At 63.4% G+C, this 25,265-nt stretch carries 17 protein-coding genes and 2 pseudogenes; 17 read left to right on the forward strand and 2 right to left on the reverse strand.

Features of this window, described 5'->3' with window-relative positions; all coding sequences use genetic code 11:
- The first annotated feature begins 48 nt into the window (after positions 1-48).
- Both AC0L3I_RS13215 and AC0L3I_RS13220 read left to right on the forward strand, forming a co-directional pair.
- On the forward strand, positions 49-1,296 hold the full coding sequence (locus AC0L3I_RS13215; RefSeq protein ID WP_473527162.1) for a DUF5996 family protein: 1,248 nt from the start codon (positions 49-51) through the stop codon (positions 1,294-1,296).
- A 34-nt stretch (positions 1,297-1,330) separates the two neighbouring features.
- Positions 1,331-1,499: pseudogene (locus AC0L3I_RS13220) on the forward strand (transposase); the annotation flags it as partial.
- A 124-nt stretch (positions 1,500-1,623) separates the two neighbouring features.
- On the opposite strand, the gene AC0L3I_RS13225 reads toward AC0L3I_RS13220, so the two are convergent.
- Entirely contained in the window at positions 1,624-2,655 is a 1,032-nt protein-coding gene (locus tag AC0L3I_RS13225; RefSeq protein WP_473527163.1) for a histone deacetylase family protein, read from the reverse strand.
- A gap of 169 nt (positions 2,656-2,824) precedes the next feature.
- Here AC0L3I_RS13225 and AC0L3I_RS13230 point away from each other — a divergent pair.
- From AC0L3I_RS13230 to AC0L3I_RS13265, 8 genes and pseudogenes are all read left to right on the forward strand, one after another.
- A pseudogene (locus tag AC0L3I_RS13230) lies at positions 2,825-4,491 on the forward strand (amidohydrolase).
- Between the two features lie 126 nt (positions 4,492-4,617).
- Entirely contained in the window at positions 4,618-5,712 is a 1,095-nt protein-coding gene (locus tag AC0L3I_RS13235) for an ABC transporter ATP-binding protein (protein WP_473527164.1), read from the forward strand.
- Positions 5,712-6,632, forward strand: coding sequence for an ABC transporter permease (locus AC0L3I_RS13240; protein ID WP_473527165.1), 921 nt, complete (start codon positions 5,712-5,714; stop codon positions 6,630-6,632). Before AC0L3I_RS13235 ends, AC0L3I_RS13240 begins: the two co-directional genes overlap by 1 nt.
- Positions 6,625-7,431 carry an ABC transporter permease gene (locus AC0L3I_RS13245; protein WP_473486461.1) on the forward strand — a complete coding sequence of 269 codons (807 nt, stop codon included), beginning with the start codon at positions 6,625-6,627 and terminating at the stop codon, positions 7,429-7,431. The genes AC0L3I_RS13240 and AC0L3I_RS13245 overlap by 8 nt, the downstream gene beginning before the upstream one ends.
- A 13-nt stretch (positions 7,432-7,444) precedes the next feature.
- A complete protein-coding gene (locus tag AC0L3I_RS13250; RefSeq protein ID WP_473527166.1) occupies positions 7,445-8,479 on the forward strand; it encodes an ABC transporter substrate-binding protein in 1,035 nt (344 codons plus the stop codon).
- A gap of 67 nt (positions 8,480-8,546) precedes the next feature.
- The gene (locus AC0L3I_RS13255; RefSeq protein WP_473527167.1) at positions 8,547-9,743 is read left to right on the forward strand and encodes a serine hydrolase domain-containing protein; all 1,197 of its coding nucleotides are present in this window, start codon (positions 8,547-8,549) and stop codon (positions 9,741-9,743) included.
- Between the two features lie 174 nt (positions 9,744-9,917).
- Positions 9,918-11,099 (forward strand): serine hydrolase domain-containing protein, encoded by a 1,182-nt coding sequence (locus AC0L3I_RS13260; RefSeq protein ID WP_473527168.1) that lies wholly within the window; start codon positions 9,918-9,920, stop codon positions 11,097-11,099.
- Between the two features lie 122 nt (positions 11,100-11,221).
- Positions 11,222-13,528 (forward strand): Tex family protein, encoded by a 2,307-nt coding sequence (locus AC0L3I_RS13265; protein ID WP_473527169.1) that lies wholly within the window; start codon positions 11,222-11,224, stop codon positions 13,526-13,528.
- Here the strand turns inward: AC0L3I_RS13265 and AC0L3I_RS13270 are convergent, their stop codons facing one another.
- On the reverse strand, positions 13,529-14,425 hold the full coding sequence (locus tag AC0L3I_RS13270; RefSeq protein WP_473527170.1) for a LysR family transcriptional regulator: 897 nt from the start codon (positions 14,423-14,425) through the stop codon (positions 13,529-13,531).
- Between the two features lie 175 nt (positions 14,426-14,600).
- On the opposite strand from AC0L3I_RS13270, the gene AC0L3I_RS13275 reads away from it, so the two are divergent.
- The 7 genes from AC0L3I_RS13275 to AC0L3I_RS13305 all read left to right on the forward strand — a co-directional run bounded on the left by AC0L3I_RS13275 (position 14,601) and on the right by AC0L3I_RS13305 (position 25,131).
- The gene (locus tag AC0L3I_RS13275) at positions 14,601-15,791 is read left to right on the forward strand and encodes an acyl-CoA dehydrogenase (RefSeq protein ID WP_473527171.1); all 1,191 of its coding nucleotides are present in this window, start codon (positions 14,601-14,603) and stop codon (positions 15,789-15,791) included.
- Positions 15,792-15,913: 122 nt separating this feature from the next.
- Positions 15,914-19,309 carry a transglutaminase family protein gene (locus AC0L3I_RS13280; RefSeq protein WP_473527172.1) on the forward strand — a complete coding sequence of 1,132 codons (3,396 nt, stop codon included), beginning with the start codon at positions 15,914-15,916 and terminating at the stop codon, positions 19,307-19,309.
- 6 nt (positions 19,310-19,315) lie between these two features.
- On the forward strand, positions 19,316-21,721 hold the full coding sequence (locus AC0L3I_RS13285; RefSeq protein WP_473527173.1) for a circularly permuted type 2 ATP-grasp protein: 2,406 nt from the start codon (positions 19,316-19,318) through the stop codon (positions 21,719-21,721).
- 25 nt (positions 21,722-21,746) lie between these two features.
- Positions 21,747-22,631 carry a transglutaminase family protein gene (locus AC0L3I_RS13290; RefSeq protein WP_473527174.1) on the forward strand — a complete coding sequence of 295 codons (885 nt, stop codon included), beginning with the start codon at positions 21,747-21,749 and terminating at the stop codon, positions 22,629-22,631.
- A 147-nt stretch (positions 22,632-22,778) separates the two neighbouring features.
- Positions 22,779-23,885 carry a DNA topoisomerase IB gene (locus AC0L3I_RS13295; RefSeq protein ID WP_473527175.1) on the forward strand — a complete coding sequence of 369 codons (1,107 nt, stop codon included), beginning with the start codon at positions 22,779-22,781 and terminating at the stop codon, positions 23,883-23,885.
- Positions 23,886-24,221: 336 nt separating this feature from the next.
- Positions 24,222-24,563, forward strand: a complete 342-nt coding sequence (locus AC0L3I_RS13300) for a hypothetical protein (RefSeq protein WP_473527176.1) — start codon at positions 24,222-24,224, stop codon at positions 24,561-24,563.
- Position 24,564: 1 nt separating this feature from the next.
- Positions 24,565-25,131 (forward strand): type II toxin-antitoxin system VapC family toxin, encoded by a 567-nt coding sequence (locus AC0L3I_RS13305; RefSeq protein WP_473527177.1) that lies wholly within the window; start codon positions 24,565-24,567, stop codon positions 25,129-25,131.
- Positions 25,132-25,265: the final 134 nt, after the last annotated feature.

A 25,265-nucleotide genomic window follows, 5' to 3' on the forward strand; every position in this document is an offset into this window, starting at 1 on the left:
ACATGAACGATGTCGCGTGCCGTTGAATGCAGGATGGAGACAGCGAAAATGAGCAACAAGTGGCCCCACCTCGACTACCTCAGTTGGCGCGAGACGTGTTCCGCACTGCATCTATACTTGCAGATCGCCGGCAAGTATCGGCTGGCTCATACCCCGTGGCTCAACCATTCCTGGAACGCGACCTTCTATGTCACGCCTAACGGCCTGACATCCTCGCCGATCCCCGACGGCCCTGGCATCGAGATCCTGTTCGACCTTCGAGACCACATGGTGATTGGCGCGAGCGGCGACGGCCGCAAGGCGTCCTTTGCGCTCGGGCCGACTACGGTCGCGGCGTTCCACGCCAGCTTCGTCCGGCTGGTTTCCGAACTCGGCGGCACGCCGACCTTCAACGGCCAACCGAACGAAGTGCCGAACCCGGTGCCGTTCAACGAGGATCATCGCGAACGGCCCTATGACCGCGACGCCGTTCAACGCTTCCATCACGCGTCGATGGCGGTCGACAGGGTCTTCAAAACGTTCCGGACCTCCTTTCTCGGCAAGTCCAGCCCGGTTCACCTGTTCTGGGGCGCTCTCGATCTGGCCGTCACGCGCTTCTCAGGGAGGCGTGCTCCTCTCCATCCGGGCGGAATTCCGGCATTGCCGGACCACGTGACGCAGGAGGCCTACGACCGCGAGGTCTCCTCGGCAGGGCCGGGCGGCGGCGGCATCGATTATCCCGCCTTCTACGCTTACGCCTATCCAACGCCGAACGGCTTTCGAGGCGCATCGGTCCGGCCGGATGCGGCGTTCTGGCATGACGGCCTGTCGGAGTTCATCCTGCCCTACGATGCCGTGCAGTCGGCTGCCGATGGCGACGAGACCCTATTGGCGTTTCTCGTCTCGACCTACGAGGCCGCCGCCGATCTCGGAGGATGGGACCGCGATCTGCTGGAGTGCCTGCAAGGGCGGCCGGGGCAGGTGCGGCCACCACACGCCGAGCTGCCGAAGAAGGCCCCTTCATCGACCGACGAAAAGGTTGAACGGGAGGATGGCGCATCCAAGGGACGCTACCGGATGGTCATCGATGGCGTCGAAGCCGAGATGACTTATAGCCGCGCCGGCGAGGGACTGATCATCATCGACCATACAGAAATTCCAGCAGCCTTGCGGGGCCGCAAGGTCGGCGAGCAAATGGTGCGCCAGGCGGTCGAGGATGCACGACGCGAAGGAGTCAATATCATTCCGCTTTGTCCGTTCGCAAAAGCGCAGATCGACCGTCATCCGGAATGGCAGGATGTGCTTCCTCGGTCATAGGCTGCCAACAGAACTAATCCGACCACTCGCATTGCGGCGCATGCTGAACGGCATCTTCTGGGTGCTGCGATCTGGTGCGCCTTGGCGCGACCTGCCCGAGCGCTATGGCCCGCACCACCTGCTACAGCCGCTTCGTGCGATGGCGGAAGGCAGGCGTGTGGGGCCGACTGATGGAGAGTATCACGGCTGCGCACGACGGCGAGAACTCAATGCGGCTTTGGCTCCGCGCTATGAGTCTACGGCCTAGATTTTTACGAATGTCGTTGCCCAAAGCCGCTCCGCTCTCTCGGGTCGAACGCCCCGGGGCAGCCCTTTGGGCGACATGCATTACCGATCTTCGAATCCGGTCAGCACGCCGACGGCGTTGATGCCGATTTCCTCGACGGCATAACCGCCTTCCATGACGAACAGCGTCGGCAGGCCGAGCTTGGCGATGCGACGGCCAATCTTGGGATAGTCGGCGCTTTTCAGCTTGAACTTGCTGATCGGGTCCTTCTCGAACGTGTCGACGCCGAGCGAGACGACAACGACATCGGGAGCGTAAGCCGCAAGTTTCGCGCAGGCGTCTTCCAGCGAGCCATTCCAGGCATCCCATGCGGTGCCGAACGGCAGGGGATAGTTGACATTGAAGCCCTCGCCTGCGCCGGCGCCGCGCTCGTCGGCATGGCCAAGGAAGAACGGATACTCGGTCATCGGGTCGCCATGCAGGTTCAGCACCTGAACGTCGCCGCGGCTGTAGAAGATCTCCTGCGTGCCGTTCCCATGATGGTAGTCGACATCGAGGATCGAGACGTGTTTGGCGCCGTGGTCGCGGAACCATTGCGCGGCAACGGCGGCATTGTTGATGTAGCAATAGCCGCCCATGAAGGCAGCGCCGGCGTGATGGCCGGGCGGGCGGCAGAGCGCGAAGGCTGACGTCTCACCGCCCTTGACCAGAGCGGCCGCGGTCAGCGCCACGTCATAGGACGACTTGATCGCCTCCCAGGTGCCTTTGACGAAGGTGGCGCCGCCGTCGAAGGAATAAAAGCCAAGCAGCGCATCGATGGTTTGGGGGCGCACATCGCCGCGCAAGCCGCGCGTCGGCCAGGTGAAGGGGATGGCCGAACCTGTTCGGCCCGACGCTTCCCAGAGCGGCCATACGGTCGGCAGGAAATCGATGTAGTCGCTGGTATGCACCTTCCTGGCGGCTGCGAGGTCGTGGGTCTCGGGTGGCAGGATCGGGCCGAGCTTTTCGCTCTCCACCCTCGCCTTGATGAACTCGGCGCGCGAGGGCTTCTCGAAGGCCGACACAATGGCGCCTGAAATCAGTTCGAAATTGCCGGCATGACCGGCGTGGAGAGGGGAGAAAACAGTCTTCATTTGGGCGACCGGCTCGCTCTTCGAGTTGCGCATCTGTCATTGACGGACGGCTTTGTGGCAGAGAGTTTCAGCGCCGCCAAGAGGCATTCCGGACCGCTGTTGCGAGTGGCAGCGGCCAGCTTGCCAGACGCCAAGACTCTGCTAGCCTAAGCTCAAACGGGAGAAACTTATGCCGCCATCGGCCGATCTGATCGTCGAGAACGCCAGCATACTGACAATGGATCCCGATACTCCCCGCGCCGAAGCCATAGCCGTCAAGGGCGGCGAAATCATTGCGATCGCAGATCGCGCGACCGTGCTGGAGCACAAGGGACCCGGCACGCGCGTCATCGATGCCGGCCGCGGCTCGGTCGTCCCCGGCTTCATCGAAGCGCATATGCATCTTTTCGCCGGCGCGGCCGAACTCGATCACCTCCAGCTGATGGGCATCCACGGTTTCGATGCGCTTTGCGATGCTGTGCGCCATTATGCAGCAAAGCGGCCGGATCTATCCGTCCTGCAGGCGCAAGGCGCCGACTATACCATCCTGTCGGCGACGGAGCGGGTCAGCCGCCATCACCTCGACCGCATCCTGCCGGACCGGCCCCTCGTCATGGCAGCGCCCGACCACCACAATGTGGGCGAACACCAAGGCGCTGGAACTGGCCGGCCTGCTTAGAGGCAAGCGGCTTGGTCCCGGCAACGAGATCGTCATGGGCGACGACGGGCTGGCCAGTGGCGAATTGCGCGAGGGCGAGGCTTTTGGGCCGCTGATCGCGCTGGCCGGCGAGGATCGCGTGCGGCTCGGCCTGGCCACCGGCGGCGAGCCGGACCCGAAGCCGACGCCGGCGGAGCAGGCCTCCGACCGGGCGATCATGCGCCGCGGGCTGGAATGGTGTGCCAGGCACGGCATCACCTCGATCCAGAACATGGACGGCAATTTGCACCAGCTCGAACTCCTGTCGGAGATCGAGGCCGAGGGCGGCTTGCTGTGCCGCGTGCAGGTGCCGTTCCACTATAAGAATTTCATGACGCTCGACATGCTCGACAAAGCCTCTGATATGGCTGAGCGCTACGCTGGCGAATGGCTGTCGTCAGGGCATGGTCAAGGTGTTCTACGACGGCGTGCTCGATTCATGGACGGCGGTGATGGTCGAGCCCTATGCGGACCGTCCGGATTGGGTGGGCGAGCCGCTGTTCACGCCGCAGCAATTCATCGACCTTGCCGTGGCCGTCGACAGGCGCGGGCTGCAGATGGCGGTGCACTCGATTGGCGACGGCGCCGTGCGCGCCGTGCTCGACGGCTATGAGGCGGCGCAAAAGGCGAATGGCAGGCGCGACAGCCGGCACCGGGTCGAGCATATCGAGGTGGTCACCGCCGCCGACATACCGCGCTTCGCAAAGCTTGGCGCCATTGCCTCGATGCAGCCGCCGCATCCGCCGGGCAGCATGGGCTTGCCGCTGGAGCCGACGGTGTCGCGCATCGGGTCCGCCCGCTGGCCGCTGAGCTATGCCTGGCGGACGCTGAAGAATGCCGGCGCGCGCGTCGTCTTCGCCTCCGATTGGCCGGTGTCGCCGATCGATCCGATCCTGGGCATTCAGGCGGCAGTGCTGCGCAAACCATGGGCAGACGGCGATCCCGACCAGAGTTTTTCGCTGCATGAATCGCTCGCGGGCTATACGGTGGCAGGCGCCTATGCCGAGTTCATGGAGCATCGCAAGGGCCGCCTGAAATCAGGCTTTATGGCCGATCTCGTGGTGCTCTCAGGCGACATCGAGGCGACCGCACCGGAAGCGCTGCATACGGTACGGCCGGTGACGACGATCTGCGGCGGCAAGGTCACTTATCAGGTCTGACGGTGGCACGGGAATTGCGTTCTGAATCGACATTCGGATGTGTGCTTGCCAAGCCATGCGCCGTGTGCTGACAATCGAGTGGGAACTGGATTCGCCCTTAAGAGCGGACACAAGATTGGGGTAATCGTGCCGGAACAACCGGGTAAAAGTGCAATTGAAGTTCGTGGCGTCCGCAAGGTGTTCGGTACCGGGGAGTCACAGGTCGCCGCCCTCGACACGGTTTCAGTGTCGATCCGCGAAAATGAGTTCTTCACGCTGCTTGGTCCGTCCGGCTGCGGGAAGACGACGCTTTTGCGGCTGATCGCCGGCTTCGATTTCCCGAGCGCCGGCGCGATCCTGCTGCATGGCCAGGACATCGCGCCGCTGCCGCCGTTCAAGCGGCCGGTCAATACCGTGTTCCAGAATTATGCGCTGTTCCCGCATATGACGGTGGCCGAGAACATCGGCTTCGGCCTCGAAATGCTCGGCAAGCCCAAGGCCGAAGTCAAGGCGCGGGTCGCCGAGATGCTGAAGCTGGTCAAGATGGAGGCGCTCAGCAACCGCCGCACCAGCCAGATTTCCGGCGGCCAGCAACAGCGCGTGGCGCTGGCGCGGGCTCTGGCGCCGCAGCCAAAAGTGCTGCTGCTCGACGAGCCGCTGTCGGCGCTCGACTTCAAGCTGCGCAAGGAGATGCAGATCGAGCTGAAGCGGCTGCAGCACGAGACCGGCATCACCTTCATCTTCGTCACCCACGACCAGGAAGAAGCGCTGACCATGTCGGACCGCATCGCGGTGATGTCGTCGGGCAAGATCCTGCAGGTCGGAACGCCCTGGGATATCTATGACAAGCCGGCGGAGCGCTTCGTCGCCGACTTTATCGGCGAAACCAATTTTCTCACGGCGGCCATCACCGGCATGGGCAACGGCAAGGCACGCGCAACGCTCAAATCCGGCGCGACGATCGACGCGACCGTGGCTGAGGGCTTTCAGCCGAAGGACAATGCCACCGTGGTGGTCAGGCCGGAACATGCCAAGCTGACCAGCGGCAAGGGCGACCTGTCAGGCACGGTCGAAAACATCGTCTATTTCGGCACCGACACGCATATCCATGTTCGACTGGACAGCAGCGAGGCCTTCACCGTGCGCCAGCAGAACACGCGCAGCGCCGGCTGCGGCTTCGAGCGGGGCGACAAGGTCGGCATTTCGATCGGCAACGACGCCGCGCAAGTGCTGAGGGATTGATGGCGAGCGCGGAAGAAGTCGCCATGGACGCCGAACGCCGTGAAATCCGCGATCGCTGGCTGCTGTCGGCGCCGGCACTGATCATCATCTTTCTCGCGGCGTCCGGCCCGCTGCTGATCGTCGTGATCTACTCATTCCTGACGCCGGGGCCCTATGGCGACGTGGTGTGGAAATTCTCCACGGACGGCTGGCTGTCGGTGCTGATGCAGCGTGACATCTTCGACGACACGCTGGCCTTCGCCGACGCGCATCTGTCGATCTTCTGGCGCTCGGCCAAGCTGTCGTTCCTGACGACGATCTTCACACTGCTCTTTGGCTTCCCGACCGCCTATTTCATCGCCACCCGGCCGGCGCGACAGCGCAACATCTGGCTGTTCCTGATCACCATCCCGTTCTGGACCAATCTGCTGATCCGCACCTTCGCCATCCAGGAGGTGATCCGCAACGAGGGCATCGTCAACACGGTGCTGATCAAGCTCGGCATCGTCAGCCAGCCGATCCAGATGATGTTCACCGATTTCGCGCTGATGGTCGGCATGACCTATGTCTATCTGCCGCTGATGGTGCTGCCGCTCTATGCCAGTATGGAAAAGATCGACTTCCGGCTGGTCGAGGCGGGTTACGACCTCTATGCCAACCGGTTCCAGGTGCTGAGGCGGGTCATCATCCCGCTGGTCAAGCCCGGCATCGTCGCCGGCTCGATCCTGGTCTTCATCCCGGCGCTGGGCGCCTATGTCACCCCGCGCGTGCTCGGCGGGTCGAAGAATATGATGCTCGGCAATCTGATCGAGCTGCAATTCGGGCAAGGCCGTAACTGGCCGCTCGGCTCGGCGCTGTCGCTGTCGCTGATGGCGATCGTGATGGTCGCGCTGCTCTTCTATGTCCGCTCCGCCGGGCGCCAGGACGGCGCGCATGGCTAGCCGCTTCGACATTCGCCGGCAGACCGGCTTCACGACCATCGCGATGATCTGCTTTTTCGCGCTGTACCTGCCGATCGTCACGGTTGTCGTCTATGCCTTCAACGCCGGCAATTCGATCGCGATCTGGGAAGGCGTGTCGCTGCGCTGGTTCTACCAGGCCTGGAACAACGACCAGGTCGTCGATGCCTCGATCCGGTCGCTGCAGATCGCCTCGGTCGCCGCGACTATTGCCACGATCGTCGCCACCATGGCTGCACTCGCCACGACCCGGACGAAGCCATATCCCGGCCTCGGCTTCAAATACGCCTTCATCAACCAGCCGCTGATGGTGCCGGAGATCGTCACTGCGGTGGCGCTGCTGATCTTCTTTTCGCGCATCAAGATCTGGACCGGCTATTCGGGGCTGGGCTACCTGATGGCCGCGCATACGGCCTTTTGCATTCCCTTTGCCTATCTGCCGATCCGGGCGCGGCTCGAGAACATGGACCTGTCGTTGGAGATCGCGGCGGCCGACCTCTACGCGACACCCTGGAAGGCTTTTCGGCGCGTCACCTTTCCGCTGCTCTGGCCAGGCATTCTTGCCGGGCTGATGCTGGCCTTCGTCATCTCGCTGGACGACGTCGTCATCACGGAGTTCGTCAAGTCCGGCGGCCAGGACACGTTGCCGACTTACATGCTCGGCCAATTCCGGCGCGTTATCACGCCGGAAATCAACGCGATTTCGACGGTGTTCCTGCTGATCTCGATATTGATCGTCACCGTCTTCTTTTTCATCAGCAGGAAAAAGGATCAGGAGTGACAGGAGAGAAACGATGAAGTGGAAACTGACTGCGACGGCACTCAGCGCCGCGCTGTTCGCCTCGGCGGGTCTCGCCCGCGCCGATGGCGAACTCAACATCTACAATTGGGGCAACTACACCAGCCCCGACCTCATCAAGAAATTCGAGGAAAAATACAAGGTCAAGGTGACAGTCACCGACTACGATTCCAACGACACCGCGCTCGCCAAGATCAGGCAAGGCGGCAGCGGCTTCGACATCGTGGTGCCTTCGGCGAGCTTCGTGCCGATCTGGATCGGGGAAGGGCTGCTCTTGGAGACAGAGCCGAACAAGATGGAGAACTTCAAGAACATGGATCCGAAATGGGTCGATGTTCCCTTCGATCCGGGCCGCAAATACACCGTGCCGTGGCAGTGGGGCACGACCGGCGTCACGGTCAACACCTCGGTCTACAAGGGTGATCCCAACACCTCGGCCATCTTCATGGACCCGCCGCCGGAACTGGTCGGCAAGGTCAATGTCGTGCCCGAAATGGCCGACGTCATGCATCTCGCCATCAGATATATCGGCGGCGAGCCGTGCACCGGCGACAAGGAGGTGCTGAAGAAGGTGCGCGATGCGCTGGTGGCGGCAAAGCCGAAATGGATCTCCATGGACTACGGCACGGTCGAGAAGTTCGCCAAGGGCGACTTCGCAGCTAGCGTCGACTGGAACGGCGCGTCCTTCCGGTCCCGCCTGCAGAACAAGGACATCGTCTATGGCTATCCGAAGGAGGGCTATCCGATCTGGATGGACAATCTCGCGGTGCTGAAGGACGCCAAGAACGTCGAAAACGCCAAGCTGTTCCAGAACTTCATCATGGATCCCGAGAACGCTGCGCTGATCTCATCTTTCGCGCGCTACGCCAACGGCATCAAGGGATCGGAAGCCTTCATGCCTGAGGACATGAAAACGGCGCCGGAGGTCAACATCCCCGCCGAGTTCGCCGACAAGGGCAAATTCATGCTGAACTGCGCGCCCGACGTGCAGGCACTCTACACCAGGATCTGGACCGAACTGCAGAAGTGATCGCATCGTTAACGGACCCGGCGGCGGGCGCCGCCGGGTCCGTTTTCATATTGCCGGGACGCATCTCATGACTTCCTACCGCAACACCGAACAGGTGCCGCCGATCATGCAGGCCTCGCCGCCCAAGATGGTGCCGCCGAAGCTCGACTGGGACAGGGGACCCTGGAACCGGTGGGCTTTCCAACACATCCGCGAAATTCTGCCGACCGTCGAAGTCTGGCGCGGCAATGGCCATCGCCGCCGGTTCGAGCGAGCTGAAATCGATCTCGATGCGCTGCCGGTGAGCGACAGCACGGGGCAGCCGACGACGCTGGCCGGGCTGCTGGACGAAACCTATACGGACGGCCTTCTCGTGCTCAAGGACGGCAAGATCGCCTATGAGCGCTATTTCAACGGCATGACCGACCGCACGCTGCATTTGTCGCAGTCGATGGCGAAATCGGTCACGGGCTCGGTATTCGGCATACTGGCCGGGCGCGGCCTGATCGATCCGGCCTCGCCGGTGACGACCTATCTGCCGGAACTCGGCGCCACCGGCTGGGCCGGCGCCAGCGTGCAGCATGTGCTCGACATGACGACAGGCGTGCGTTTTTCAGAGGAATACACCGACCGCTATTCCGACATCGGTCAGGTCGATGTCGCCAGCGGCTGGAAACCGGTGCCGCCGGGCAGCGACCCGGCCTTCGAGTGGCCGTCGCATATGTTCGAATTGATCCTGGGGCTCAAGGAGACAAGCCGGCCGCATGGCGCCGCCTTCGAATATCGTTCGATCGAGACCGACGTGCTCGCCTTCATCATGGAACGCGTGACCGGCAAGCGGCTGGCGCAGCTGGTTTCCGAGGAGCTCTGGCAAAAGCTCGGGGCGGATGAAAGCGCCTGCTTCACCGTCGACAGCGCCGGCTACGCCGTCGCCGATGGCGGTTTCAACGCCACGCTGCGCGACTATGGCCGTTTCGGCCAGCTGATCCTCGACGATGGCGACGGGGTGGTGCCGGCCGACTGGATCGAGGCGACGCGCATGGGCGGGCATGGCCCCGACTTCAATCCCAGCCTGCCGGAAGGCAGCTACCGCAACCAGTTCTGGATCGAGGATCCGCGCTCACGCGCGCTGATGTGTCGGGGCGTGTTCGGGCAGCTGATCCATATCGACTGGAACACAAGAATGGTCGTGGTGAAGCTTTCGAGCTATCCAGATTTCACCGACGTCGCCTATTCGGTGGCGACGATGAAAGCCGTCCACGCGATCGCTGCCGCGCTGGCCTAAGAGACCGTTTGGAAACTCTACTCTGGCGGCCATCTGATGGCGTTTTCTGCGCTTCCGGTGCTCACGGACCCAAATGTCCGCTGCGCGCCGGTTCTCGAAACCACCACCATATGACTCGCCAGAGCGAATTTCGAAACAGTCTCTAACTTCCTAAAAAAATCGAGAGGAAACACCATGACCGGCAAGACCGCGTTCGAGACCAGACATGGCTTTGCCCGCAACCAGGTGCTGCTCGGCAACTGGCGCGAAAGCCCGTTCAGCCGGTGGTCGTTCCAGAATGTCGGAGAATTGGTGCCAAGCGCACGCGTGGCAGCCGTGCCGGGCGGTGGCGAAATACCGGTTCAGAATTTCGGTGGGCTGCTTGACGAAAAGGTCGCGCTGGCCGGCGGGCCGGAGACCGTTGCGGCCTTTCTCACGCGTTCCGATACCGACGCGCTGACAATCATGAAAGCCGGCAAGATCGTCGGCGACTGGTTTGCACCGCATATGGAGTTCGGCGCCCGCCACATCATCTTCTCGATCAGCAAGTCGCTGACCGCCATTCTGGCCGGCATATTGGAAGGCGAGGGGATCTTTGATCCGCGGGCTCCGGTGACCCGCTATCTGCCGGAAGCTGCCGGCTCGGCCTATGGCGATGCCAGCGTGCGGCATGTGCTCGACATGACCGTCAGCCTTGACTTCGAAGAAGCCTATCTCGATCCGGAGAGCGCCTTTGCCCGCTATCGCCGCGCGACGCTGTGGAATCCGGGCGGCGGCACGGAAAGCCTGGCCGACTTCATCCTGACGCTGCAGCGCCTTGCCGAGCCGCATGGCCGGACGTTCCGCTACCGCTCGCCCAATTCCGACCTGCTCGGCATCCTGCTCGAACGCGCATCCGGCCAGCGCTTCGCCGAGTTGATGCGCGAGAAACTGTGGCTGCCGCTTGGTGCAACGAGCGAAGCGTCGGTGACGGTCGACAGGGAAGGCACCGCGCGCACGGCCGGCGGCATTTCGGTGACGCCGCGCGATCTGGCGCGGGTCGGCGAGATGATGCGGCAGGGCGGCAGGGCCAATGGGCGCCGCATCGTGGCGGAAGCCTGGGTGCGTGACACGACCAGCACAGGCGGAGACACCGAGGCTTGGCAGCGTGGCACTATGGCATTCCTCTTCCCGAAAGGCCGCTACCGCAACAAATGGTACCAGACGGGCGCGGCAAGCGGCGCATTCTGCGGCATCGGCATCCACGGCCAGTGGCTCTACGTCAACCCCAAGGCTGAGGTCGTCATCGCAAAAATGTCGTCGCAGCCGGAGCCGGTCGACGAGCCGCTCGATCTCGACATGATTGCTTTCTTCGAGGCACTGACCCGGATGGTCTGAGCCGATCCAGGCCGACCGCGATGGCAGCTTTCCTGTGGAGCTATTGGGCGGTTGAAGACGCCGCGGTTGGCGGAGCGACGCTCTGCGCTTATGGTCGCCGCTCTTTTCGACAGGGGAACGACATGGCATCCGAGCGCATCGCAGCAATCATCGCAGCCGAGATCACTGCCCGGCCCGAACAGGCCGCGGCGGCGATCGGGCTGCTGGACGAAGGTGCGACGGTGCCGTTCGTGGCGCGCTACCGCAAGGAAGTCACCGGCGGCCTGGACGACACGCAGTTGCGCCTGCTTGCCGAACGGCTCGCCTATCTGCGCGAACTCGACGCGCGTCGCGACACCATTCTCGGTTCGATCCGCGAGCAGGGCAAGCTGACCGAAGAGCTTGAAACCAAGATCGCAGCGGCCGTCACTAAGGCGGAACTCGAAGACATCTATCTGCCCTACAAGCCGAAGCGCCGGACCAAGGCGGAGATCGCGCGCGAGCGTGGCTTGGGACCGCTGGCAGACGCTATCCTTGCCGACCGCGCGGCGGTGCCCGCCGAACTGGCGCTGGCCTACATCAGTGAAGAGGTGGCCGACGGCAAGGCGGCGCTCGAGGGCGCGCGCGACATCCTGTCCGAGCAGTTCGCCGAGAATGCCGATCTGGTCGGCAGACTGCGGACCTACATGAAGGAACGGGCCTTCATGCGGTCGCGCGTCGTCGACGGCAAGCAGGAAGCCGGCGCGAAATTCTCCGACTATTTCGACCATGTCGAGCGCTGGGCCAACGTGCCGAGCCATCGCGCGCTGGCGATGTTGCGCGGCCGCAACGAAGAGGTGCTGTCGCTCGACATCGAGGTCGATGCAGACGACGCGTCTCCGGTGAAGCCGGTCGAACGGATGATTGCCGACGCCTACGCCATCGGCCGCCAGTTGCCGGGCGATCGCTGGTTGATGGAGGTGGCCGGCTGGACCTGGCGCATAAAGCTGTCGCTGCACCTGACGCTCGATTTGATGCGGGATCTGCGCGAGCGGGCCGAGCAGGAGGCGATCCACGTCTTCGCCCGCAATCTGAAGGATTTGCTGCTCGCCGCACCGGCCGGCTCGCGCGCCACGATGGGGCTCGACCCCGGCATCCGCACCGGCGTCAAGGTGGCGGTGGTGGACGGCACCGGCAAGCTGCTGGCGACGACGACAGTCTATCCGTTTCCGCCGAAGAACGATGTGCGCGGCACGCAAGCCGAACTCGCGAAGCTCATCCGCCTGCATAAGGTCGAGTTGATTTCCATCGGCAACGGCACCGGCAGCCGCGAGACGGAAAGGCTGGTGGCCGACATGCTGTCCGACATGCCTGCCGAGTCCGGGCCGAAGCCGCTCAAGGTGATCGTCAGCGAGGCGGGTGCCTCGGTCTATTCCGCCTCGGCAACGGCGGCGGCGGAATTTCCCGGCCTCGACGTGTCGCTGCGCGGCGCGGTGTCGATCGCGCGGCGGCTGCAGGATCCGCTCGCCGAACTGGTCAAGATCGAGCCGAAGTCGATTGGCGTCGGCCAGTATCAGCATGACGTCGACCAGTATCGGCTCGGCCGGTCGCTGGAAGCGGTGGTCGAGGACGCGGTCAATGCCGTCGGCGTCGACCTCAACACCGCCTCGGCGCCGCTTCTGGCGCGGGTTTCGGGTCTCGGCGCCTCGCTGGCCGAGGCGATCATTGCGCACCGTGACGCGGCGGGCCCCTTCGCCAGCCGCCGTGACCTGTTGAAGGTGGCGAGGCTCGGACCCCGCGCGTTCGAGCAATGCGCCGGCTTCCTGCGCATTCCCAACGGCACCGAACCGCTCGATGCCTCGGCCGTGCATCCGGAAGCCTATGGCGTGGCGAAAAAGATCGTCGCTGCCTGCGGGCGCGACCTCCGCTCGCTGATGGGCGACAGTGCCGCTCTCAAGGCGCTCGATCCGCGTGTCTTCGTCGACGAGCGGTTCGGCCTGCCGACGGTGCGAGACATACTGGCGGAACTGGAAAAGCCCGGCCGCGACCCGCGCCCCGGCTTCAAGACCGCGACCTTCGCCGACGGCGTCGAAGACATCAAGGATTTGAAACCGGGGATGCTGCTGGAAGGCACCGTCACCAATGTCGCCGCGTTCGGCGCCTTCGTCGATATCGGCGTGCACCAGGACGGACTTGTGCACGTGTCGCAACTGGCCGACCGTTTCGTCAAGGACGCGCATGAGGTGGTGAAAGCCGGCGACGTGGTCAAGGTGCGCGTCGTCGACGTCGACATCAAGCGCAAGCGCATCGGCCTTTCGATGCGCAAGGATGGTGACGGCGGTACACCGAAGCCGCGCGACAACGGCAACAGACCGGTGCCGCGCACGCCGGCGCCGCTGCGCCAGCCGGAGCGGCCGGCGCAACAGGGCGCATTCGGCGCCGCATTGGCCGATGCGTTGAAGCGTAAGTAGCTATTTCTCCGGCGGCACATGACCCAGCAGCCAGTCGCGAAAACTGGCGACCGGCGGATGGCCGCGCTTGTCGTGCGGCACGACGAGATAATAGGCGCTGCGGCTTTGCATCGGCCGGCCTGGTGCCGGCACCAACTGGCCGCGCTGCAATTCGCCTGATATGAGCACCTGCGGCAGCAGCGCCACGCCGAGCCCGGCCATGCAGGCCTGGGCGGCGGTGCCGAATTGCTCGAACTGCATGCCCGGTCCGGTCGGTGCGCTCAAACCCTGATGCTCGAACCACTCGGTCCATGCGCCGGGCCGCGTCGCCATATGCAACAGCGGCAGGCGGCCGATATCGGCAGGTGTGGCAAGATCCCGGCCGGCCAGAAATTCGGGCGAGACCACTGGCACCACCCTCTCGCGCATCAGCAGCGTCGAGTCGGCATCCGGCCAGTCGGGCAGGCCGAAATGGATGGCGGCATCGAGTCGTTCGCGGGCGAAGTCGAAGCGGCCGATGCGAGTGACGAAATTGATGGTGATGTCGGGGTTGTTTTCAACGAAATCCGGGATGAGCGGCATCAGCCAGCGCGTGCCGAAGGTCGGCAGGATGGCCAGGTTCAAGATGCCACTATGCCGATTGCTCATCAATCCCAGCGCTGCATCGCGCAGCTGGCCAAGGGCGGCGCGCACCGCTTCGGCATAAATCTCACCTGCCACGGACAGTCTGACATTGCGGCTGTTGCGATCGAACAGCCGGCGGCCGAACTGGTCCTCCAGAAGCTTGATCTGCCGGCTAACGGCGCCCTGGGTGAGATCAAGCTCCTGCGCGGCGGCGGTGAAGCTGCCCAACCGGGCCACCGCCTCGAAGGCGGCAAGGGCGCTGATACCAGGCAAAAGGCGACGCTGCACATTCATTATCCATTACTAACGCTCATTGATCGCCGAAGCAATTTCGTTTGATTTTTTCGAGCTGGAAGCCGATAAGCCGGCATTCAGATTTGCATGCCGTTATCCAAAACCGCCGAACACCCTCGGGTCAGGCCCGAGGGCAAGCTTTGGGCGACGTGCAAGAGTTTGGGAGACCGAGGCCATGGCCGCTGACAAGAATGCATTCGTCTGGGATGATCCTTTCCTGATCGAGAACCAGCTTTCGGAAGACGAACGGATGGTGCGCGACGGCGCAGCGGCATTCGCCGCCGACAAGCTCGCCCCCAGAATCGAGGAAGCCTATCTCGAGGAAAAGACCGATGCCGGGATCTTTCGCGAGATGGGCGAGGCGGGTCTGCTCGGCATTACCATCCCGGAAGAATATGGCGGGCTCGGCGCCAACTACGTCACCTATGGGCTGGTGGCGCGCGAGGTCGAGCGCATCGACTCTGGCTATCGCTCGATGATGAGCGTGCAGTCGTCGCTGGTGATGTATCCGATCCATGCCTATGGCTCGGAGGCGCAGCGCAAAAAATACCTGCCGAGGCTGGCGTCAGGCGAATGGATCGGCTGCTTCGGCCTGACCGAGCCGGATGCCGGGTCCGACCCCGGCGGCATGAAGACGCGGGCGGAGAAGACGGCGAACGGCTACAAGCTCTCCGGCTCGAAAATGTGGATTTCCAACGCGCCGATCGCCGACGTGTTTATCGTCTGGGCGAAATCGGCCGCGCATGACAACGAGATTCGCGGATTCGTCCTGGAAAAAGGCATGAAGGGGCTGTCGGCGCCGAAGATCGGCGGCAAGCTGTCGCTGCGAGCCTCGATCACCGGCGAAGTGGTGATGGAAGGCGTCGAGGTCGGCGAAGATGCGTTGCTGCCCAATGTCTCGGGCTTGAAGGGGCCGTTCGGCTGCCTCAACCGGGCGCGTTACGGTATCTCATGGGGCGCGATGGGCGCGGCCGAAGATTGCTGGCACCGGGCACGCCAATATGGCCTCGACCGCAAGCAGTTCGGCAAGCCGCTGGCCGGCACGCAGCTGTTCCAGAAGAAGCTCGCCGACATGCAGACCGAGATCGCGCTTGGGTTGCAGGGCAGCTTGCGGGTCGGGCGGCTGATGGATGAAGGCAAAATGGCGCCGGAGATGATCTCGATCGTCAAGCGCAACAATTGCGGCAAGGCGCTCGACATTGCCCGCCAGGCCCGTGACATGCATGGCGGCAACGGCATCCAGATCGGCTACCATGTCATGCGCCACGCGCAGAACCTGGAGACAGTCAACACCTATGAGGGCACGCATGACGTGCATGCGCTGATCCTCGGGCGGGCGCAGACGGGATTGCAGGCGTTTTTCTAAGCGACCCCTAGGCCGGCAACGCTGCTTAAATTAGGTGCAACGCAACATCTCTGCTTGGAGAATGGCCAGCATTTGTGTCAGGGTTCGGCGAATTCGTTTGAAACGCCGACTTTCGAGGCCCCATGGCAATTCTGGCAGCTGTCTACCACCTGACCCATTACAAATATGACCGGCCGGTTGTTCTCGGCCCTCAGGTCATCAGGCTGCAGCCGGCGCCGCATTCCCGCACCAAGGTGCTCAGCCATTCGTTGAAGGTCGGGCCGGCGAACCACTTCGTCAATCTGCAGCAGGATCCCTACGGCAATTTCCTGGCGCGCTTCGTGTTTCCGGAACCGGTGACGGAACTGAAGATCGAGGTCGACCTCGTCGCCGACATGACGGTCTATAATCCGTTCGATTTCTTCGTCGAGCCGTCGGCCGAGACCTTTCCGTTTGAATACCCGGAAGAGATCAGCGACGATCTCGCCATCTACCGGACGCCGGAACCGGCTGGACCGCTGCTGTCGGCGTTCCTGCAAACCATCGATCGCAGTCCTACCAACACCATCAATTTCGTCGTCGACCTGAATGCGCGCCTGCAGCGCGAAATCGCCTACATCGTGCGCATGGAAACCGGCGTCTTCTCGCCGGAGGAAACGCTGGCCGCCAAGAAAGGCTCGTGCCGCGATACGAGCTGGCTGCTGGTGCAGATCCTGAGGCACCTCGGCATCGCCGCGCGCTTCGTTTCCGGCTACCTGATCCAGCTGAAGCCCGACCTCGTCGCGCTTGACGGACCGCCCGGCACCGCCGTCGACTTCACCGATCTCCATGCCTGGTGCGAGGTCTACCTGCCGGGCGCCGGCTGGATCGGCTTCGACCCAACCTCCGGATTGCTCACCGGCGAAAGCCATGTGCCTCTCGCCGCAACCCCGCATTTCCGCAACGCCGCGCCCATTTCCGGCGTGGCCAGCTTCGCCAATGTCGAGTTCGGCTTCGACATGCGGGTCGACCGCATCGCCGAGCATCCACGCATCACCAAGCCGTTCTCCGACGAAAGCTGGCAGGCGCTCGATGCGCTGGGCAACCAGGTTGACGCCGCGCTGGAAGCCGGGGACGTGCGGCTGACCATGGGTGGCGAGCCGACCTTCGTGTCGATCGACGATTTCGAGGCGGAGGAGTGGAACACCGCCGCCGTCGGCCCGACAAAACGCGAAAAGGCCGATGCGCTGATCCGCCGGCTGCGTGAGCGTTTCGCGCCCGGCGGCTTCCTGCACTACGGGCAGGGCAAGTGGTATCCGGGCGAAAGCCTGCCGCGCTGGACCTTCTCGCTGTACTGGCGCGCCGACGGCGAGCCGGTGTGGAGCGACCCATCGCTGATCGCACGGGAAAACAGCGAAGCAGATGAAGCAGGCGAAGCAGATGTCGGACCGAAGCAGGCTGAAAGCCTGCTGACGGCGATTGCCGATGAACTCGGCATCGACAGGACCATGGTCAGCGAAGCCTATGAGGACCCGGCCGAGTGGCTGCTCAAGGAAGGCAAGCTGCCGGAGAATGTCGATCCGTCCAATTCGAAGCTGGACGACCCCGAGGAGCGCAGCCGCATGGCGCGGGTGTTCGAACGCGGCCTGACCAAGCCGTCGGGCTATGTGCTGCCTGTCCAGCGCTGGAACAGCCAGGCGTCCGGACCGCGCTGGCGTTCGGAGAAATGGAAAACGCGGCGCGGCAGGCTGTTTCTGGTGCCGGGCGATTCACCGGTCGGCTACCGCCTGCCGCTGGGCACGCTTCCCTATGTGCCGCCGGCGCAGTTCCCCTACATCGTGCCGGTCGATCCTTCCCTGCCGCGCGGGCCATTGCCGGCGCGCGAGGCTATTTTGCCTGAAGCCGCTCCCTTGCCGGAGGCTGCACCGGCCGAACTTGAAGGCGCCGACGAAATGGCGCGCCGCCAGCAGGCGGTGTCCTTCACCGCCGCGACCGGCCAGCAGGACCGTGTCGAACAGGAGATCACCGAGATCGGCGGCGCGGTGCGCACCGCGCTGTCGGTCGAGCCGCGCGATGGACGGCTTTGTGTGTTCATGCCGCCGGTCGAGGCGCTGGAAGACTATCTCGAACTGGTCGCGGCGGCCGAGAATGCGGCAAAGGCTATCGGCCTACCGGTGCATATCGAGGGCTACGGCCCGCCGCATGATCCGCGCCTCAACGTCATCCGCGTGGCTCCCGATCCCGGCGTCATCGAAGTGAACATCCATCCGGCTGCCAATTGGCAGGACTGCGTGGCGACGACCACAGCGATCTACGACGAGGCGCGGCAGACGCGGCTTGGTGCCGACAAGTTCATGATCGACGGCCGCCATACCGGCACCGGCGGCGGCAACCATGTCGTCGTCGGCGGCGCGACACCTAACGACAGTCCGTTCCTGCGCCGCCCCGATTTGCTGAAGAGCCTGGTGCTGCAATGGCAGCGCCGTCCGTCGCTGTCCTATCTGTTCTCAGGCCTGTTCATCGGCCCGACCAGCCAGGCGCCGCGTTTCGACGAGGCGCGCCACGATTCGCTCTATGAGCTCGAGATCGCGATGGCGCAGGTGCCGCATCCGGACAAGGGTCAGGCCCCGCTGCCGTGGTTGGTCGACCGACTGTTCCGAAATCTTCTGACCGACGTGACGGGGAACACCCACCGCTCGGAAATCTGCATCGACAAGCTGTTTTCGCCGGACGGGCCGACCGGCCGGTTGGGGCTGGTCGAATTCCGCGGCTTCGAGATGCCGCCCAATGCGCGCATGAGCCTCGCGCAGCAATTGCTGGTGCGCGCCATTATCGCCCGCGCCTGGAAGAACCCGCTCGATGGCCGCTTCGTGCGCTGGGGCACGTCGCTGCATGACCGTTTCATGCTGCCGCACTATGTCTGGGCTGACTTTCTCGACGTGCTGGACGACCTCAAGCTGAACGGCTTTGAATTCCGTCCCGAATGGTTCGACGCGCAGCTCGAATTCCGCTTCCCGTTCTGCGGCGAGGTCCAGCATGCCGGCATCAAGCTGGAACTGCGGCAGGCGCTGGAGCCGTGGCATGTCATGGGCGAGCAGGGCGCCATCGGCGGAACCGTGCGCTTCGTCGATTCCTCGGTCGAGCGGCTGCAGGTGAAGACGGAAGGGCTCAACCCCGAGCGTCACGCCGTCGTCTGCAACGGTCGCATCGTGCCGATGAAGGTGACCGACACCAGAGAGATCGCGGTGGCAGGGGTTCGCTTCAAGGCCTGGCAGCCGGCATCGGGGCTGCATCCCGCGCTGCCGGTCAACACGCCGCTGGTCTTCGACATCTACGATCGGTGGTCGGGCCGGGCGGTCGGCGGTTGCGTCTACCATGTCGCGCATCCCGGCGGGCGCAGCTACGACACCTTCCCTGTCAACGGCAACGAAGCGGAGGCGCGGCGGCTCGCCCGCTTCGAGCCGCGCGGCCATACGCCGTCCGGCTACCTGCTGCACGACGAACAAGCCTCTGAGGAATTCCCGATGACCCTTGACCTGCGGCGGCCTGCAAGACTCTGATCAGCCATGGCAAAGGGGAATCACAAGAAAATACGCGGCAGGCCGCACAACCTGCTGGAGCACTACCAGCCGATCGACGGCGTCGTCGACGAGATGGTCGATGCATCAGGCAATCCCCGTCCGGTCTGGAAGGAGTTCATCGAGGCACTGGAAGAACTGGGGCCCGAAAAGCTCGCCCAGCGCTTCGCCCGCGCCGACCAGTATCTGCGCGACGCCGGCGTCTATTACCGCGTCTACGACAAGGCCGGCGCCAATGAGCGCGAATGGCCGCTGGCGCATGTACCGCTGCTGATCGAGGAGCAGGAATGGGCCGCGATCAGTGCCGGCCTGGTTCAGCGGGCCGAGCTGTTCGAGGAAACGATCGCCGATATCTACGGGCCGAACCGCCTGGTCGAGAAGGGCATCCTGCCGGCGGGGCTGATCGCGGCCAGCCCGGAATATTTGCGCCCCGTCGTCGGCACCAGACCGGCCAGCGGCCATTTCCTGCATTTCTGCGCTTTCGAGCTCGGCCGTGGACCGGACGGCCGCTGGTGGGTGCTGGGTGACCGCACGCAGGCGCCGTCGGGTGCCGGCTTTGCGCTGGAAAACCGCGTCGCCACCACGCGCGCGCTGTCCGACATCTATGGCGAGATGCATGTGCACCGCCTTGCCGGCTTCTTCCGTCGCTTTCGCGACGCGCTGAACGGCATGGCCAAAGTATCAGGCGGCCGTGTCGCCATCCTGACGCCGGGGCCGCTCAACGAAACCTATTACGAGCATGCCTATATCGCCCGCTATCTCGGCATCATGCTGCTCGAAGGCGAGGATCTGACCGTCTCCGGCGGCCGGCTTATGGTGCGCACCGTTTCGGGGTTGATGCCGGTCAGCGTGCTTTGGCGACGGCTCGACGCCGCCTTCGCCGATCCGCTGGAGTTGCGGCCGGATTCGCAGATCGGCACGCCAGGGCTGGTCGAGGCGATCCGCCGGGGAGCTGTTTCAGCCGTCAACGCGCTCGGCTCCGGGCTGATGGAGACGCGGGCGCTGTTCGCCTTCCTGCCGAAGATTTCACGCGAATTGCGCAACGAGGAGCTTCTGCTGCCGAGCGTCGCGACATGGTGGTGCGGGCGGGACGCAGAACGTGACCATGTGCTGGCTAACCTCGACCGCATGGTGATCGGCCCGGCGCTGTCGACACGGCTTGCCTTCGAGGATGACGATTGCACCAGGCTTGGCTCGGCGCTGGTTGCCGGGGAGCGGGCCGAACTGATAGCCCTGATCGAACAGAACGGCGGCGACTTTGTCGGACAGGAAGCGGTGACGCTTTCGACCACGCCGGTCTATGTCGGCGGCTGGCTGGAGCCGCGGCCAGCAGCCCTGCGCGTCTATCTGGCGCGAACGCCGGAAGGCTGGACGGTGATGCCCGGCGGTTTTGCCCGCGTCGGCTTTTCGCTCGACCCGACGGCCATCGCCATGCAGCGCGGCGGCCAGGCGGCGGATGTTTGGGTGGTCAGCGACAGACCGGTGGAGCGCGAGACGCTGCTGCCGCAGGAGCATGACAGCTTCACCCGTACCTTGCCGGGCAGCCTGCCCAGCCGCGCGGCGGAAAACCTGACATGGCTCGGCCGCTATATCGAGCGATCGGAAGACACGGTGCGCATCCTGCGCGCCTATCACGTGCGGCTGGCCGAGGCCTCCGACCCGGATATGCCGCTGCTTGCCGATATCAGAGACTATCTCGAACCGTTCGGCACAGACGTCGAAACCGCGATCCCGCCGGGGCTGATCGGCACCTTGGACAGCGCCGTCTACAGCGCCGGACAGATTCGCGACCGCTTCTCGCCCGATGGCTGGCTGGCGCTGAAGGATCTGTCGAAGACCATTCATCAATTCGCGACAACGGTGGCGCCGGGCGATGATGCGACGCGGGCGATGACGGTCATCCTGCGCAAGCTCGCCGGGTTTTCCGGCCTGCTGCATGAGAATATGTACCGCTTCACCGGCTGGCGCTTCCTGGAGATCGGCCGGCGGTTGGAACGCGGCATCCAGATCGCCCGCACGCTGGCCCGGTTGACCAGGACTGCGGCACCGGACGGCGCGCTCGACATGATGCTGGAGATCGGCGACAGCGTCATGACCCACCGGCGGCAGTATCCGGTGCAGGCCGGCCGGCGCACGGTGATCGACCTCCTGGTGCTCGATCCGCTCAACCCGCGCTCCATCCTGTTCCAGCTCGAGCGGCTGAAGGCCGAAATCGCACTGTTGCCTGCTGTCGGCGGCGAGGGGCACATGTCGCCGGCCGCGAAAGAGATCCTGCAGCTCAACACGGCAATCGCCATCAAGGAGCCATCGGACATGACGGCGAAGGCCCTGGCCGATCTCGCCAACGAGATCGGCGGCCTCTACAACAGCCTCGCCAAAGCCTATTTCGGGTAGGGGACGGGTTCGGATAAAGGCGGGCATGCTCTACGACATCAGGCTCAATCTGCGTTACGATTACGATGCTGCAGCCGGCGGCGGCCGCCATCAGGTGCGCGTGCTGCCGCCGACGATATCGGGCATGCAGCGCGTGATCGCCGCTTCGCTGTCCTTCGTGCCGGCGCCGAGCGAACGCTCGGATTTTTCCGATTTCTTTGGCAACAATGTCACGTCGATTGCCTTTCGCGACGTTCACGTTGCGCTCGACATCAGGATGAGCGCGCGCGTCGCGGTTTCGCGGCCGGAACCCGGGCTTGACGTGTCGCCCGACATTCGCCGGCTGAGGGAGGAACTCGATGCGGTGCGGTCGCTGTCGCCTGATACACCGCATCATTTTCTGGCCGCCAGCGACCATGCCGGCATCGATGCTGATATCACGGGTTACGCGCGGAGCAGTGCCGGCAACTCCGCTGTCAGCACGGCCATGGACCTGTGCAGCCGTATCTACCGCGATTTCACCTATGATGGCGAGGCGACTACGGTGCAGACCCGGGCAAGCGATGCCTTCGACCTTAAGCGGGGCGTCTGCCAGGACTTTTCGCATATCATGATCGCCGGCCTACGCGGCCTGGGCGTTCCCGCCGGCTATGTCAGCGGGTTCCTGCGCACCATTCCGCCGCGCGGAAAACCGCGGCTGGAAGGGGCCGACGCCATGCATGCCTGGGTGAAGGTGTGGTGCGGGCGCGACACCGGATGGCAGGAGTTCGATCCGACCAACGGCATCCGGGCAAGCAACGACCACATCACCGTCGGCCACGGCCGCGACTACTCGGATGTCGCGCCGATCGTCGGCATCCTGAAGACGACCGGAGGGCAGGTCGGCGAGCAAGCGGTCGACGTCATTCCGGTCGTGCTCGAGAAAGCATGACGGCAGGCGATGCCGCATCGATTTGTAGGCGCTGAACATAGACGGAAGACGGGTTCTCATGCGGTCAGCCTGACATGTTTGTGAAAGCCATGGCGGAACCAGCGGCCGGTCCGTCGCTTATCTACGGGAAAATTCCGTGGAGAGGATATGCTGGACAAATCCGGGTCGTCGTCTGGCCAATCGGCTGCCAGGGAGGTTGCACCAAAGAACGGGGCGCCGAAAAATGGGTCGCAAGCCTCTGCCGATCGAGCCTCACTCACCTACATCACTGACGCTGAGCCCGGTATCCGCCGTTTTAGGACTGGCAGGGGATTTTCATACAAAGGACCTGACGGGCAGGGTGTCGACGACGACACTATGGCCCGCATCAAGGCGCTCGCCATACCGCCGGCGTGGACGGATGTGTGGATCTCGCCGGATGCTGACGGTCACATTCAGGCGACGGGCCGGGATCAGCGTGGGCGCAAGCAATATCGGTATCATGCGCTGTGGGCGGAGGAGCGTGACGGCGTCAAATATTCGAGCCTGGTTGCCTTTGCAGAAAGCCTGCCTGAGCTGCGGCGCCAGATCGATGCCGATCTGCGCCGTCACGGCCTGCCGCTGGAACGCGTTGTCGCCGCTGTGGTCTGGCTGCTCGACAGCACGATGATCCGCGTCGGCAATGCCGCCTACGCTCGCGACAACAACAGCTTTGGGCTGACCACGCTGCGCGACCGCCATGTCGACGTCAATGGCTCGAGCCTGCGTTTCGCTTTCAAAGGCAAGTCCGGCAAGGAATGGAAGCTGAAGCTCGTCGATCGCCGGATTGCCAGGATCGTGCGCGGGGCGCAGGATTTGCCGGGCCAGAAGCTGTTCCAGTATCTCGACGAGGATGGAAGCAGGCGACCGATCCGCTCCGACGACGTCAACCGCTACATCAGGGAGAACGCAGGGGACGATTTCAGCTCCAAGCATTTCCGAACCTGGGGCGGCACCATCCATGCGGCGTCACTGTTTGCGCAAATCGAACGACCCGAAAGCCAGGCACAACAGAAGCGGGTGATGAACGGCGTCATCGACAAGGTTGCCGAGCGGCTGGGCAACACGCGCGCCATCTGCCGCAGGTGTTACATCCACCCGCAAGTTTTCGAAGCCTGGTCCGAAGGACGGCTGCTCAGCGAAATGGCGGATGTGAACAAGCGGAAGCGATCGATACCCGGTCTTGATGACGAAGAGGCCATCGTTCTGAGATGGCTGAAGGCGCAGGAAAGCTGAACCGAACAGAGCAGCCACAGGCCTTCATCGTGGTATTCGGTAGCAAAAACCACCATGACGTCTCCGTCGGTGGATTGATCGAAAGCCTGGAAGCGGCATCTCGAATTGTCGACTGTCTCTCGCCAGTTATTGCGAGATGCCTCGATTCAGTCTGGACAAGTATGAGATGCAGGGCGATCCGGACTAGCCCGGATATATCGTGAGATATCCGGGCTAGTCGGACGACGAGTATGAATCGCGCCTGGATCTGTTCCGGTAGCGGACATTGAAAAAATCATCTTTCCTGCTATGTTGTCTAAAATCGATTTTTGTTAAACGGAAACGTGAGGCACCCTGATGGCGAAGACAGCTGTACGTGTTCGTCGCGGCCTCTCCGTGGGCAAGCGGACGAAAACGCTTCCCAAAGCGGCTGCGAAAATGCAGATGCGTCGCCTAGCCAGAATTAATGCCGTCCTGCAGAGGGCGGAAGAATCCGGCCTGCGCGCTGAGAAGAACGGCAGGATTGCGGGACGGGTGAGTGCTGACCTGATCAAGAAGGCTAAAGCTCGAACCGGATTGACGTCTGATACCGAACTGGTCGAATTTGCGTTGGCAAATGTAGCCTTGGAAGACAATTTCGCCGACACCTTCAGGAAAACACGGGGAACGGTGGATCCGACGCTGAAGCTCGGATTCTGAATTGGCCGATTTCGACTTCGGTGCCGCCGTCAGATGGTCGCGATTTGACCCCCAGAAAACTTTAAGCCGCCGGCCCGACAAGGAGCTGCCGATCATTGGTAACCTTGTCGAGGCGGGACAGGAATTGCTGCTGGATACCTGTGTTTACCTCGACGGTTTGCAAGGCCGAGCGCCAGAAGCAGTTGCCGACCTCCTCGACGTCAGGCAGGTCAATCATTCCACCGCAGCCATCCAGGAACTAATGCACACGGTTGGCGTCCTTAAGCCGAAGCACCCGGGTACCGCCGAAGCTATCAAGCAGATCGGGACCATGATCAAGGATATGCCGCCCCATCGGGTTTTTGCACCAGGTCCCGATGTCCTGGGCCGAGCCGCACTCCTCTCAGGAATGCTGTGTCGCCTGCAAGGCTACAAGAATGATTCCAGGCTGCGGGCGCTTCAGGATTGCGTGATGTTCCTGCAGGCCCAGAAATTGGGATTTACCGTTCTAACGGGCAACATCAGCGACTTCGATTATTTGCTGCAGCTGATCCCGACGGGCCGGGTTTTGATGTATCGGCCAATCTAAATGTAGCTGCACATCCGGGCTTCCACGATGTCGAAATCTGGTGGTCTTTGCTACATAATGCCGGACTTCAGCGCTCCTCACTCTCCAACTCGGAAGCGACGGTAAGCCTGGAATGCGCCCCAGAAGGCCGGGCG

The organism is Mesorhizobium sp. WSM4840 (assembly GCF_055811755.1).

Bases quoted from the DNA above. Each gene is read 5' to 3' on its own strand.
- AC0L3I_RS13215 (WP_473527162.1), top strand. From the start codon at position 49: ATGAGCAACAAGTGGCCCCACCTCGACTACCTCAGTTGGCGCGAGACG.
- AC0L3I_RS13225 (WP_473527163.1), bottom strand. From the start codon at position 2,655: ATGAAGACTGTTTTCTCCCCTCTCCACGCCGGTCATGCCGGCAATTTC.
- AC0L3I_RS13240 (WP_473527165.1), top strand. From the start codon at position 5,712: ATGGCGAGCGCGGAAGAAGTCGCCATGGACGCCGAACGCCGTGAAATC.
- AC0L3I_RS13245 (WP_473486461.1), top strand. From the start codon at position 6,625: ATGGCTAGCCGCTTCGACATTCGCCGGCAGACCGGCTTCACGACCATC.
- AC0L3I_RS13250 (WP_473527166.1), top strand. From the start codon at position 7,445: ATGAAGTGGAAACTGACTGCGACGGCACTCAGCGCCGCGCTGTTCGCC.
- AC0L3I_RS13255 (WP_473527167.1), top strand. From the start codon at position 8,547: ATGACTTCCTACCGCAACACCGAACAGGTGCCGCCGATCATGCAGGCC.
- AC0L3I_RS13260 (WP_473527168.1), top strand. From the start codon at position 9,918: ATGACCGGCAAGACCGCGTTCGAGACCAGACATGGCTTTGCCCGCAAC.
- AC0L3I_RS13265 (WP_473527169.1), top strand. From the start codon at position 11,222: ATGGCATCCGAGCGCATCGCAGCAATCATCGCAGCCGAGATCACTGCC.
- AC0L3I_RS13270 (WP_473527170.1), bottom strand. From the start codon at position 14,425: ATGAATGTGCAGCGTCGCCTTTTGCCTGGTATCAGCGCCCTTGCCGCC.
- AC0L3I_RS13275 (WP_473527171.1), top strand. From the start codon at position 14,601: ATGGCCGCTGACAAGAATGCATTCGTCTGGGATGATCCTTTCCTGATC.
- AC0L3I_RS13280 (WP_473527172.1), top strand. From the start codon at position 15,914: ATGGCAATTCTGGCAGCTGTCTACCACCTGACCCATTACAAATATGAC.
- AC0L3I_RS13285 (WP_473527173.1), top strand. From the start codon at position 19,316: ATGGCAAAGGGGAATCACAAGAAAATACGCGGCAGGCCGCACAACCTG.
- AC0L3I_RS13290 (WP_473527174.1), top strand. From the start codon at position 21,747: ATGCTCTACGACATCAGGCTCAATCTGCGTTACGATTACGATGCTGCA.
- AC0L3I_RS13295 (WP_473527175.1), top strand. From the start codon at position 22,779: ATGCTGGACAAATCCGGGTCGTCGTCTGGCCAATCGGCTGCCAGGGAG.
- AC0L3I_RS13300 (WP_473527176.1), top strand. From the start codon at position 24,222: ATGGCGAAGACAGCTGTACGTGTTCGTCGCGGCCTCTCCGTGGGCAAG.